12 protein-coding genes are annotated in these 12750 nt (G+C 63.4%); 6 read left to right on the plus strand and 6 right to left on the minus strand.

Going from position 1 to position 12750, the window contains the following annotated elements:
* Nucleotides 1–596 (minus strand): citrate/2-methylcitrate synthase (locus B9Z01_RS33770; RefSeq protein ID WP_275937543.1); only part of this gene is annotated, 596 nt, incomplete at its 3' end.
* A gap of 430 nt (nucleotides 597–1026) precedes the next feature.
* Between B9Z01_RS33770 and B9Z01_RS33775 the strand changes: the two genes are divergently transcribed.
* Complete coding sequence (locus tag B9Z01_RS33775) at nucleotides 1027–1428, plus strand: hypothetical protein (RefSeq protein ID WP_085489859.1); 402 nt, start codon at nucleotides 1027–1029, stop codon at nucleotides 1426–1428.
* A gap of 54 nt (nucleotides 1429–1482) precedes the next feature.
* Here B9Z01_RS33775 and B9Z01_RS33780 read toward each other — a convergent pair whose 3' ends face one another.
* From B9Z01_RS33780 to B9Z01_RS33790, 3 genes are all read right to left on the minus strand, one after another.
* The gene (locus tag B9Z01_RS33780) at nucleotides 1483–2292 is read right to left on the minus strand and encodes an alpha/beta fold hydrolase (RefSeq protein ID WP_085489860.1); all 810 of its coding nucleotides are present in this window, start codon (nucleotides 2290–2292) and stop codon (nucleotides 1483–1485) included.
* 193 nt (nucleotides 2293–2485) lie between these two features.
* Nucleotides 2486–3538, minus strand: a complete 1053-nt coding sequence (mreB, locus tag B9Z01_RS33785; RefSeq protein ID WP_085489861.1) for a rod shape-determining protein — start codon at nucleotides 3536–3538, stop codon at nucleotides 2486–2488.
* A gap of 185 nt (nucleotides 3539–3723) precedes the next feature.
* Nucleotides 3724–4395: an alpha/beta hydrolase gene (locus B9Z01_RS33790; RefSeq protein ID WP_085489862.1), complete on the minus strand. Its 672-nt coding sequence runs from the start codon at nucleotides 4393–4395 to the stop codon at nucleotides 3724–3726.
* Between the two features lie 471 nt (nucleotides 4396–4866).
* Here B9Z01_RS33790 and B9Z01_RS36590 point away from each other — a divergent pair, with 471 nt between their 5' ends.
* The 3 genes from B9Z01_RS36590 (at nucleotide 4867) to B9Z01_RS33805 (ending at nucleotide 8384) form a co-directional block, all read left to right on the plus strand.
* A complete protein-coding gene (locus B9Z01_RS36590) occupies nucleotides 4867–5685 on the plus strand; it encodes a hypothetical protein (RefSeq protein ID WP_244196246.1) in 819 nt (272 codons plus the stop codon).
* Nucleotides 5669–6112 (plus strand): DUF4279 domain-containing protein, encoded by a 444-nt coding sequence (locus B9Z01_RS33800; RefSeq protein WP_244196247.1) that lies wholly within the window; start codon nucleotides 5669–5671, stop codon nucleotides 6110–6112. The genes B9Z01_RS36590 and B9Z01_RS33800 overlap by 17 nt, the downstream gene beginning before the upstream one ends.
* Nucleotides 6113–6716: 604 nt before the next feature.
* Nucleotides 6717–8384: a DHA2 family efflux MFS transporter permease subunit gene (locus B9Z01_RS33805; protein WP_476704046.1), complete on the plus strand. Its 1668-nt coding sequence runs from the start codon at nucleotides 6717–6719 to the stop codon at nucleotides 8382–8384.
* 28 nt (nucleotides 8385–8412) lie between these two features.
* On the opposite strand, the gene B9Z01_RS33810 is transcribed toward B9Z01_RS33805, so the two are convergent.
* Nucleotides 8413–9231 (minus strand): AraC family transcriptional regulator, encoded by an 819-nt coding sequence (locus B9Z01_RS33810; RefSeq protein WP_085489863.1) that lies wholly within the window; start codon nucleotides 9229–9231, stop codon nucleotides 8413–8415.
* A gap of 329 nt (nucleotides 9232–9560) precedes the next feature.
* On the opposite strand from B9Z01_RS33810, the gene B9Z01_RS33815 reads away from it, so the two are divergent.
* On the plus strand, nucleotides 9561–10535 hold the full coding sequence (locus tag B9Z01_RS33815; protein ID WP_085489864.1) for a PadR family transcriptional regulator: 975 nt from the start codon (nucleotides 9561–9563) through the stop codon (nucleotides 10533–10535).
* Nucleotides 10536–10596: 61 nt separating this feature from the next.
* Nucleotides 10597–11433: a siderophore-interacting protein gene (locus B9Z01_RS33820; RefSeq protein WP_085489865.1), complete on the plus strand. Its 837-nt coding sequence runs from the start codon at nucleotides 10597–10599 to the stop codon at nucleotides 11431–11433.
* Nucleotides 11434–11527: 94 nt separating this feature from the next.
* Here B9Z01_RS33820 and B9Z01_RS33825 read toward each other — a convergent pair whose 3' ends face one another.
* A complete protein-coding gene (locus tag B9Z01_RS33825) occupies nucleotides 11528–12613 on the minus strand; it encodes an AI-2E family transporter (protein WP_085489866.1) in 1086 nt (361 codons plus the stop codon).
* Between the last annotated feature and the right edge of the window lie 137 nt (nucleotides 12614–12750).

Here is a 12750-nt window from a genome sequence, read left to right on the forward strand (position 1 = left end):
GCGCTGTACGAGAGATCGTTACGCGGGTACACGAACGGCTGGCCGATGCTGTACTTGTACGCCATTGCGACCAGCGTGGGCAGCTTCGCGATCATACGGACCGCGGATACCTCGCGATGCTGCGGGTTGGTGATGTCGAGCGAGTCGTGATAGAACGCGGACAATGCGCCGACTGCGGCAACCAGAATCGACATCGGGTGCGCATCGCGACGGAAACCGCGGAAGAAGAAGTGCATCTGCTCGTGCACCATCGTGTGCTTCGTGACGGTGTCGACGAACTCGGCTTTCTGCTGCGTATTGGGCAACTCGCCGTTCAGCAGCAAATAGCAGGTTTCGAGGAAGTCGGCGTTCTGCGCGAGGTTGTCGATCGCGTAGCCGCGATACAGCAACTCGCCCTTGTCGCCGTCGATATACGTGATTTCGGAATTGCACGACGCCGTCGACATGAAGCCCGGGTCGTACGTGAATTTGCCGGTCTGGCCGTACAGCTTGCGAATGTCGATGACATCAGGGCCCAACGTGCCCTGATAGATCGGCAGATCGATGGTCTGATCACTGTCGGAGAAACTCAGCGTTGCGTGTGTCTGCGAATTCATCTGGATCGTCCTTTTGCTTTGATACCGTACGTGCCGGCATGCATGATAGCCGTACGCCGCGGCGCGATCTCGACGCGCTGCCTGAGGTACGGGCATGCTCAGCCCCGCCCCGCATTCTACGGGTCGGCGCCGCGTTGATTGCGACGATTGATTGCAACAATCCATCTCGGTGCGCGCAACACTCGTTGCGTGCACGCCTTCTGCGAATCATTGGCGCAGCCTGCGCGTGCCTCTTTTTTCGACACACATTACACATATCAGCGCGTTGCTAGCCAAATGAAAGTCGGCGCAACCGCTGCAACAATGTTTTGCGGCAAGCGGACTGCGCCGGCCCACATCCATCTGCGATACTCGATCCACGCTTTGATGTTACGGCCCGCGCCATCCGATGCGGGCTCTTTTGATCAAACAGAAAAACAGGAAGGACCCGATGAATGCTTCTCTCGAAACGCTGTTTCCGGATCACGTCCATACGGAAGACAACACCGTCACCGCGCTCAATCATCAGGACATCGTCGTTGCGTTGTCGGCGGCACTGAAGGCGCAGAACGTCGCGGTGCTGCACATGCTCTATCCGCGCACCGACGCGCGCACGCACCTCAGTCTCGATACGCTCGTCAACGTGCTGCACGGCCACGGCCTGCATGAAGTCGCCGATCTCGTCGCGCAGGAAGCGCACTATCTGCTGTTCAAGGATCCGGCGAAAGCATGGAAAGTGTTCCATGAAATTCGCAACGACTCACTCGCGATCGGCGTGCATCTGTATTACCACGGGGTGGTCGGCGAAGCGGCCGAACGCGCGCTCGACAAGGACGCGCATCGCAAGGCTTGAGGCCTGAACGGGCGATCGGCGGCGCGCGCCTGCCGATCTCCCGTGCTGTTTCCGCTACATCCTCACTGCGCGCGTATCACCCTCAATGAACGCCTCGATGAACTCGTCGATGTAGCGATTGAACGCGGACGGATGCGCGAGGTTCATACCGTGCGACGCGCCGCGCACCGTCTGGCGGCGCGCATCGGGCAGCCACCCTTGCAGTGCGGTCACGGTGCGCCGGAACATATCGGGGCTCTTTTCGCCGTCGATCAATAGCACCGGGCAGCGCACCTCGGCCGCTTCTTCCGGCACATACGCAGGCAACGGATCGCGGAATTGCCTTGCGAGCGTGTGCGCGTTGTCGGTGGCCATGCGCCGGAAACCCGGCGTGCTCATCGCCCAGAAACCGGGGCGACTCACCGAATCGACGAACAGTTGCAAGCCTGCTTCCACTTCGCCCGTTTCGATCAGTTGCGCCGCTTTCGCGCGCAGCGCGTTGACCGTTTCCGGCAGACGCGCGGGCGCACGCCCTGCGATCTGCAACGGGCCGCCCGGATCGGCGAGCATGAGCGTGCGCACGCGTTCGGGATGGCGTCGCGCGAAATGAAACGCCACGCAGCCGCCGCGTGAATGCCCGACCACGTGCGCCGGCCCCGCGCCGAAACGGTCGATGAATTCCGCGACTTCGTCCGCGTGCTCGCTCCAGCTGAACGGCAGGTCCTGCCCTGTGTCGGTCACCGGCCAGTAGTGCGTGAGGCTCACCGCAACGCAGCGATAGCGCTTCGACAGACCCGCGAGCTGCGGTTGCCAGTAGCGGTAATCACAGAGCGAGCCGTGCACGAACAGCAGCAGTTCGCCCTCGCCCGCCTCGACGTAGGGCATGCGCAAACCGTTATGCAGTTCGATGAAAAGTGACGATGACGACGGGGACGCAGCGGAAACAGATTGATTCACGAGTGGTTCACGGACAGCGTGGCGACACGCAATTTCGGCGGCGCCGGCAAAAAAAAGCATTGGAAAAGAAGCGCGTCGACGTCCCTGAAAGTGGGACGCGAAGCGTATTGTCACATATCACTCACTCGTATCCGGCTTCGCCGAGCAACCCAGCCGCGGCCGCCACGCCCGCGCCGCGCACCGCGCAGGTCAGCGGCTCCTCGGCGACATGCACGTCCAGACCGATTTCATCGGTGAGACGCCGCCCGAGGTTGCCGAGCAACGCGCCGCCGCCCGTCAGCACGATGCCGTTGTGCGCAATGTCCGTGACCAGTTCGGCCGGCGCCAGTTCGAGCCCGCGCTTGACCGCACCGATCACCTGCCGCAGCGGCCCCTCGATCGCCTCGGCGATATCGCGGTTGCTCAGTTGCACCGTGCGCGGCAAGCCGTCGTCGACGCTGCGGCCGGTCGCGTTCATCTGCTCGAGCGGCACATCGTGCACGGCCGAGCCGATGCGCTTCTTCACATGCTCGGCGGTCTGCTCGCCGAGCAGCACGCCGTACAGATTGCGCACGTAGCTGACGATCGCCGCGTCGAAATTGTCGCCGCCGACGCGCACCGAGCCGCTATAGACGGTGCCGCCGAGCGCGATCACGCCGACTTCGGTCGTGCCGCCGCCGATGTCGACCACCATCGAGCCGGTCGCGTCGCACACCGGCAGGCCCGCGCCGAGCGCCGACGCGAGCGATTCGCCGATCAGGCTGACCCGCCACGCGCCTGCCGCCCCGGCGGCCTCGCGGATCGCGCGCCGCTCGACCTGAGTCGCCCCGTCGGGTACGCACACCGTAAAAGCGGCGCGCCGGGTCAACAGCGAACGCGGGCGCGCCATGTCGACGAATTGCCGGATCATGTGTTCGGCGGCGGAGAAGTCGGCGATCACGCCGTGGCGCATCGGCCGCACCGCCTCGAGATTGCGCGGCGTGCGGCCGAGCAGCTGGCGCGCCTCGGTGCCGACCGCGGCAATGCGTTTCGGCCCGCTCGCGGGCTCTTTCTGGAAGCACACGACGGACGGCTGGTTCAGCACGATGCCGCCGCCGTCGGTATAGATAAGGGTGTTGGCCGTGCCGAGATCCACCGCCACGCAATGGCGGAACAGTCGCTCGAAGAGCGGATGATGCGGCGTCGGTCTGGCCATAAACGGGCTCTGATATGTCGTTATCCGCCGTCTTGGGCGGTCTGGAAATGCGCCCCCGGTACTTAACCGCCCGCCACGCCCGGCTGGGCGTTGCGCTGGCGCGCGGCGGTCGTGATTTTCAAGCCAATCCCCCTATAACGGCAAGCGGATCGGAATCTTTAGGGCCACTTTCCAGCGCGGCTGTGTCAATCGCGCGACACCGCGCCGAGCGCGCGTTGCAGCGCGGCACGGCCGAGTGCGACGCCGTCGGCGGTGATCGTGTGGCCGACGCCGGGCAGCGCGTAGGCGTCGACCGGGTAGCCGGCCTGGCTGAAGGCGTCGGCGGCGTATTCGAGTTCGCGCACCGGGATCACGTCGTCGTCCTCACCGTGGATCAGCGTGAGCGGCGTGTCGCGCCGCCCGCCACTCTGGACGGCGATGGCCGACGCGAGCCGCCCCGAGTAGGCCACGACCGCCGCCGCGCCCTCCGCGCTGGTCGCGACATGATGCAGCGCCATGATCGAACCTTGCGAAAAGCCGACGAGAGCAAGCCGCTCGAAAGACAACTGATAGCGCGCGAGTTCGGCGTCCAGCATGCGGCGCAGCGCCGGATACGCAGCGGCGACGCGCCCCGTGCGGTTCGCCTCGGTGACGTCGCTCAGGCTGAACCACTGACGGCCGCCGAAGCCGCCGTCGAACGGATCGGTGCCGTCGAGCGACACGAACGCCGCATCGGGCAGGCTCTCGCTCCAGATATCCGCGAGCGGCATCAGATCGCGCGCATTGCTGCCGACGCCGTGCATCAGCGCGACGAGACTCGTCGCAGGCGCGTTCACCGGCGCGCGCCGCCAGCCGTGTTCGAATTGCTCCCAGGTCATGGTCGTTTCCTTTTCTCGGTTGATTCGTGGTTTTGGGGGTGTAAGTGTTGCACGTGGTTGTTGCACGCTCGGGCGCCGCGTGCGGGCTTAGGCGCGAGCATACGCTGCGGGGTTGGTTCGCGCGGTTGTAAGCCGGCATATCGGCGGCGATGACAAGGATGGCTCCATAACTCGGATCGCGGCGCTTCCGAAGCCGCGCGCAGAACTTGTCGTAATCGAGCGCTGTACGCTTAGGACGCTGGCGCATGATGTACTCGTAGGACTGATCTGCTGCAGAAATCCTGTAATGAGCGCAATGAATGCGATGCAGAAGCCCGCCGTCAGTACCGCCCCACCCGGCCATACCGCGAGGTAGTCGAACCAGACCAAGCCCGTGAGGTCCAGCAGCCCGTCAGGGGCGTGGTGAACCGGTGTTTTTTGGGATGTTGTTCTGTTGCACAATCGCGCCTGGTCAATTGGCTGTGAGGCGCGATGTTGTCGCTTTCGTTGGGTTCTCATCACGGTGTCCGTGAAGGGCAGCACGGACATCTCTTCTGGCGGAGCGTTCGCAAATCGATCTACCTTCACATCCGGTCGCCCCGCATGTTCGATGTGGACCAGTGGTTTCATTTTGCATTGCCGGCGAGCGTACCCCGCGAGGCGCACGACGATCTGGTAGAGGGCATGAAAGAAGCCCGCGTAGCGTGGCTGCGACATGCCCCGTCCATGCTGCTGTCCCACCAGTCCTATGAGTTGCGCAACGTGCTCGGGAAAAGCGACAACATCTTTCACATGAACAGGATGGACAACCATCAGGTCGCCAAGGCCCTGTACAACGAAGTAAAGGACGGCAATCTGCTTTTTGTGCCCGAGAAGGACGATATGCGCAAGTGCGTGGAGGCGATACGAAAGCAGCGCGAAAAAGCTTTCCGGCTAGTCCCTGCGCGTACGCAACAACCGGCCGACGCGGACATAACAAGGGTGCTCTACGGCAACGGCCCGCACGTGCCTCAAAATCTCGACACACCATCGTATTATTCCCCCATTGTGGGTGCGCTCAGTGACGCGCAGCCGTTTGACTATCGGCCGGCCATGCCTGACGGCAACGCAGAGGAACTGGCTGCAAGTACGAACAATCCGAACTACGCGGCGAAGATGCTAGGGTATGACCGCAAGACTTTCGGCGATATCCTGCATAAATTCAAGCCACGCAATGGCTTGGGGCCTGCAGATAACGTTATCTGGCACGATAACGGTGACGTGTACTTCAAAGGCAATTATGTCGGCAATTTTCATGACTGGGCAGACTGAGGCGGCATTGATGACAGGTTATCAACGCGCACATGCAACGTTTTACATTTCTGGCGACGCACTGGTGCCGTCGTTTTGGTCAGAATACTTCGGCATCGAGCCGGATATTGCGATTACTAAAGGCGAGCCGTTTACAACGCCGTCCGGGCGACCAAGCCGCGTTCCCGGTCGCGTTGGGCTTTGGGGAGTGGAAAGTAAATCCGCTGTTCGCAGTGATTCCCTTGAGCCTCATCTACGCTACCTCATTGAATACCTTAATCTTCCACGCTCGGACCTTCGCCAATTACTAGCGGAGAAACACACCCACATGCGCTTCTTCTGCTACTGGGACAACGAAACTGGGAATCGCGTGCCTGATGTACCGGACGATATTCGTACCATCATGGAGGCAATGGGGGGCACAATTGAGATTGACGAGTACCGTTAACAGCGCACACGTGACCACACCTACGCTGCACCACGCGCAGCAGCGCCCCACCGTGTCTGCGGCGAAGAACATCAGTTAGTTCCATGCTATGTCCATACACCGCGACATAGCATGTCGCGGTTCGCCTGGCAATGCCCAACTGCTATATGGAACGACCTCTATTTGGAATGGTGCTGAGATCCCTGTCGGCCAGCGAGTAGTCATGTGTCGCGCCATCAAGAAAAAGTACGACGCGATCTTTCGACTAGATGACCCAGAAGCCATGTGCAATTTCGTCTTTACCCTTGCAAAGCGAAACGCAGAAGTCCTTCGATTTTTCACAACCCTTTTCGAAACTCGCGTCGTCAACTCGTGCTGCGTCCACCGCCATTGACTCGCCAATGACACCCGGGGCCAGTAAAAACAATTCAATCTGCTTTCATGGGGAATGCGTCTGGTCAGTACCCCGCAATTGCACTGCAAAATAAAACTGATAATCCGTCCAGTTATCGACTGAATGGATTATCTGTCACACCCCTGAATGGAAAGTCGGGCCTGATCTGTCCCGACGTAAAAGTGACAGTATTGGATGAATGATCCGTCACGCTGTTTTCGTAGACGGGGTATGCTGTTTCCCTCGTCGCGCCGTGCGGGGAATTGTGGGGGAACGGATTTCCCCACGTCAACAACGCTGCTCCCAGGCCTGTTCCCCACAGTCATACCAACACAGGGAAAATCCGTGCAAAGCCAAGCCACACAACCGCCTCCACTTGAAGGAGGCAAGCTGGTCCTTGCGACCTTCGCGGTCGCGCTCGCCACGTTCATGAACGTGCTGGACACCTCGATCGCGAACGTCGCCATCCCCACTATTTCAGGCAACCTCGGCGTCTCGGTCGACGAAGGCACGTGGGTCATCACCGTGTTCGCGGCCGCCAACGCCGTGTCGATTCCGCTGACCGGCTGGCTCACGCAACGCATCGGCCAGGTGAAGCTGTTCGTCGGCGCGATCCTCGCGTTCGTGCTCGCGTCGTGGCTGTGCGGCGTCGCGCCGACGCTGCCGATCCTGCTGCTCGCGCGGGTTTTCCAGGGCGCGGTGGCCGGTCCGCTGATTCCGCTCTCGCAAGCCATCCTGCTCGGTTCGTATCCCAAGGAGAAAGCATCCACCGCGCTCGCGCTGTGGGCGATGACCGCGACTGTCGGCCCGATTGCCGGCCCCGCGCTCGGCGGCTGGATCACGGATAGCTATAGCTGGTCGTGGATCTTCTACATCAATATTCCGGTCGGTCTGTTCGCGGCGGGCGTCACGTGGATGATCTACCGCACCCGCGAATCGCCCACGCGCAAACCGCCGATCGACGTGGTCGGCCTCGGCCTGCTCATCACGTGGGTCGCATCGCTGCAGATCATGCTCGACAAGGGCAAGGACCTCGACTGGTTCTCGTCGCCGGTGATCTCGATTCTCGGCCTCGTCGCGCTGATCAGCTTCGCGTTCTTCCTCGTGTGGGAACTGACCGCGGAACATCCGATCGTCGATCTGCGCCTCTTCCAGCAGCGCAACTTCCTCGGCGGCACGATTGCGATTTCGGTCGCGTACGGCGTGTTTTTCGGCAACCTCGTGCTGCTGCCGCAATGGATGCAGGAGTACTTGAACTACCGCTCCGTCGACGCCGGGCTGGTCACCGCGCCGCTCGGCATCTTCGCGGTGATCCTCGCGCCGGTGATGGGCCGCGTGCTGCCGCGCTCGGATGCGCGCGTGATCTCGACGCTCGCGTTCGTCGGCTTCGCGATCGTGTTCTACATGCGCTCGAAATACGTGGTCGAGATCGACACGTGGCACCTCGTGCTGCCGACGCTACTGCAAGGCATTCCGATGGCGCTGTTCTTCGTGCCGCTCACGTCGATCATCCTGTCGGGCCAGCCGCCTAGCCGGATTCCGGCGGCGGCCGGTTTGTCGAATTTCGTACGCGTGTTCTGCGGCGCGGTGGGCACCTCGCTCGCGGGCACGGCGTGGAACAACCGCACGGTGCTCCATCACGTGCGGCTCACGGAGCAGGCCTCGATCGACAACCCGGCGTTCGCGCAGCAAATCGACACGACGCAGTCGCTGCTGCATCTGAATACGCAATCGGCGCATGCGCTGTTCGATTTCACCGTGAACACGCAGGCGGCGATGATGGGCCTGAACGACATCTTCTTTATCTCGGCGGTCATCTTCGTGGTCATCATTCCGCTGATCTGGATCACCCGGCCGGCCAAGGGCGGTGGTGGAGCGGATGCGGCGGGAGCGCATTGAGGCGGGAGTGCGAGGGCGGCGACGCCGGTCAGCGGAAATAACGCGCAGGCGTGTCGCCGAACGCTTCGCGGAACACCGCGATGAACGACGACACGTCGCTATAGCCGACTTCGAGCGCCACCTGCGTGACGCTTTCGCCCGCGCCGAGATATTCGAGCGCGGCCAGCAAACGCAGTTGCTGCCGCCATTGACCAAAGGTCTGCCCCGTTTCCTTCGCGAACAGACGCGCCGCCGTACGGGCGGTCACACCGGCCGCCGCGGCGAGTTCATCGAGCACCCGCGATTGCGCCGGATCGGCGCCCAGCGCATCGGCGATCCGCTGTGCGCGCGGATCCTGCGGCCAGCTCAGCCCCAGCGGCGCGGCAGGCAAGGTCGCGAGGCGGTCCAGCAGCACTTGCAGAAGACGGCGGGCGGGTTCGTCGAGTGGCTGGTCATGCGGCAGATCGGCCGCGGCAACGAGGAGCGCCCGCACGAGCGCATCAGGGACGAGCGCGCCGGTTTGCGTGGGCAGCAACGCAGACGCTGACGCAGATAACGGCGCGGACAGCGGCTCTTGTGCGGTGGAAGTGGCGGAGGCTGCGTCCGGATCGGGAGCGGCATACAGCGAATACAGGTGCACGGGACGTGTGGCGTGCAGGCAGTGCAGCGTGTTCGCGGCGATCCACAGCGCGTGGCCGGGCGGCACGACCCAGCGGCCGGTTTCGGTGCGCACCGTCAGCACCCCATCGCTCACGTAAATCAGCTTCGCGCGGTGATACGCGTGCCACGGCTCGTCCAGCGTCTCATGGCGCTCGCCGACCACGAAGAGCGCTTGCTCGATTCCGTCCAGATCGAAGGCTTCCATCATGGTGTTTGCTTTGGCGCGCGGCTTCCGCGAAGGGAGCAAGATTAGCATGTCCGCGTGAGCGCTCCGAAGGGGCTGGCGTGATGGAGGCCTGCGCCGCGCATGTATCGGGCCTCTCCCCCGATACCCGCGGATGCCGTGCCGGGGAGCATTCCCGGCGGCCATGCGGCAATTTCACGAGAGCATCAGTGTCATTCATTCAATGACGAAACGGCATGGAAAACGGTATCGAGAACCGCCTGGGCAAGCGCGCGTGCTACAAAAAAATTTGACAGAGTATCTTAAGATATATATCTTAAGATACATCTTACGACAGCACGGGAGTACCCAAGATGCGTCATTCACACCGTTTTTCCGGTCCGCGCGGCGCGGACGCCCATTCCCACGGCGATTTCGGCCGCGAGTCGCTTCACGCGCTCTGGCACGTGTTCCACGGCAATGCCCACCGCGGTCGCCGCCACCACGAATTCCACGCTGACGCGCGCAATCAGAACCCCGACGGCTTCGGCACACCCGCTGGCTCCAATGGCCCCTCCGCCGCCGATCCTCGCGAGCACGTCTCGCGTCATGCCTTCCCGCATCAGGCCTTCTCGCTCCATGCCTTGTGGCACGCGATCAGCCGCCATCACGACCACCGCTTTGGCGGCCGCGGCGGGCGCTTCGGCGGCGGCTTCGGCGGCCCCGGCGGCCCCGGTGGCTTTGGCGGTTTCGGCGGCGGTCCCGGCGGCTTCGGCGGTGAAGGCGACGGTTTTCCGCGCGGCCGCAAATTCAGCTCCGACGACCTGCAATTGCTGCTGCTCTCGCTGATCGACGCCCAGCCGAGCCACGGCTACGAGCTCATCAAGGCGCTCGAAACGCGCTCGAACGGCTTCTATAGTCCGAGCCCCGGCATGGTCTATCCCGCGCTGACGTATCTCGAGGAACTCGGCTACGTGACCGTACAGCTCGAAGGCAATCGTAAGCGCTACGAACTATCGGACGCGGGCCGCGAATATCTGGCCGCGAACCGCGAGCGCGTCGAGCTGATGCTCGCGAGACTCGCGCATATCGCACGCAAGATGGATTCGGTGCGCCGCGCGTTCGCCGGCCAGGAGCCGGCCGACGTCAGCGAAGGCGGCTGGGTGCCGGAGCTGAACGAGGCGCGCCGCACGCTCAAGAACGCGCTGCTGCGCCGTGACAACGCGCCGGCCGACGAACAGCGCCGCATCGCCGCAATCCTGATGCGCGCGGCAAGGGAAATCGAAGATGCAAGCGCCGGCAAGGACGCGAGCGAGAACCCAGGCGAGAACGGCGAGCCCACCGCCTAAGAGCGCGCCACCCCGCGCACCCAATCGAACAGAGCACGATCCGAACAGGAGCAACACCCTCATGCAAACTCAGGACAATCGACCCGATCTCGCCGTGCAGCGCGTACGGCATCCGCTGAAATTCCGGCTGTTGCAAGTCAAGGCGGTGCGCCCGCTGAGCCCGCATCTGATTCGCGTCACCTTCACGGGCGACGATCTGCACGACTTCGTGTCCGCATCGTTCGACGATCACATGAAGGTATTTTTCCCCGAGCCCGGCGCCGACAAGCCGACGCTGCCGCAAGCCGGCCCCGACGGCCCCGTGTTTCCGGACGGCCCGCGTCCGACCGCGCGCGATTTCACGCCGCGCCGCTTCGATCACGAGGCGCGCGAACTCGACATCGAATTCGCGATGCACGAAGCCGGCCCCGCCGCCGAGTGGGCCGCACAGGCCAAAGTGGGCCAGTATCTCGGCGTCGGCGGTCCGCGCGGCTCGTTCGTAATCCCAACCGCTTTCGACTGGCATCTGCTGGTCGGTGACGACACCGCGCTGCCAGCCATCGCGCGCCGTCTCGAAGAACTGCCGGCGGGCGCGCGCGTCGCGGCGGTGATCGAAGTGGCCGATCCGTCGGCCCGTATCGAATTCACGACGCAGGCGGAGCTGCACCTCGTCTGGTGCTATCGCAGCGAGCGAGGCAGACAGGCCCGCGCGCGGGGCGAAGCGCTTCTGCAGGCGGTGCGCGACACCTATCTGCCGGAAAGCGGCGAAGGTTACGTGTGGGCCGCCGGCGAAGCGGCGAGCATCCGCGCGGTGCGCCAGCATCTGTGCGGCGAGCGCGGCGTCAATAAAACGCGGATTCGCGCGGCGAGCTACTGGAAACAGGGCGCCGTCGCGGTCCACGAATCGATCGACGACTGAGCGCGCCCGCGCCGCCGCCCATCATGCGCGGGCGCTCCTGTCAGGCACACGCCGCTGCCATGCCCGTGCCCGCGTGGTGCGATGTGAACACGCGTCAATCCGTCTTGCCCGTCAACGCCCGCCGCTCGGCATCGCCCTCATCGTGCGGCGCCGAGTGGAACGCCCTCGCCTTGCCGATCACGATCTTCAGCATCGCAATCACCGGCACCGCGAGAAAAATCCCCGCGACGCCGCCGAGCTGATCGCCCGCAAGCAGACCGACGATCACGAGAAACGGACTCACCTCGACCCCTTCGCTCATCAGATAAGGGTTGAGCACGTAGTCCTGGAACAGCCGGTACAGCCCGATAAAAATCACCAGCCATAGCAGATGCGGATAGCCGCTGAACACCGCGACCACGAGCGTGATCGCCACGGCGGCAAGCGGCCCCGCGAACGGCACGAATTCGAGCAGGCCCGCGCTGACCGCGAGCAGGAATGCGTACGGCAGACCGAGCAGCGAGAACGCGACGCCGTAGCAGATCAGCGTCGCGAGCGACAGAAACAGCAGTGCGCGCACGTACTTCGAGAGCAGCACGTTCAGATCGCCGACGATCTCGCTCCACAACCTGCGATGCCGCGTCGACAGCAGCGCGAGAAACGCATCGCGCATCTGACTGCCGTCCTTGATGAGCAGGAAGCTCAGAATCGGAATCAGCACGAGATAGATCAGGTTGCTCGCCGCATGCACGACGCCGAGCCCGAGACTGCGCGCCATCGGCACGGCGTTGTCGGAGCCGGTCTCGATCTGGCTGCGCAGGAAATCGACGATCCGCTCGCGCAACGGCTCGAGAAAGTGCGGCAACGGCAGACGGTTCGGCACGTCGGTGCGCATCAGCGCGGGCAACTGCGTGAGCAGACGCGTCGCCTGGTCCTGCAATTGCACGCCGAAGAGCGAACCGACCACGGCGATCAGCGCGACCACCACCACGAACACGAGTGCGATCGACGCGACGCGTGGCAGGCGCCGCGGCCTGAAGCGCTCGACGAGCGTCACCATCGGATAGATCAGATAGCTGAAGAACACCGCGAACACGATCACGAGCACCGTGGTCGACGCGATATAGATGATGCAGAACAGCAGTGCGATCAGAAACGCAGTCCAGACTTTTCTGGCGGTACCGACGTCGAATCCCAGCATGAACCTTCCTCGAACAGGCGATGTGATCCGGCGCGTCACACGCGCCGGGAACGTCTGACTGTATCAGGTGGTGACGGGTCGAGTGTGACAGGCCGATCCGCGCAGGCGAACACGAGCGCGGACGGCACGGACGGTGC

The organism is Paraburkholderia susongensis (assembly GCF_900177725.1).
In the GTDB taxonomy this organism is placed as follows: Bacteria; Pseudomonadota; Gammaproteobacteria; order Burkholderiales; family Burkholderiaceae; genus Paraburkholderia; species Paraburkholderia susongensis.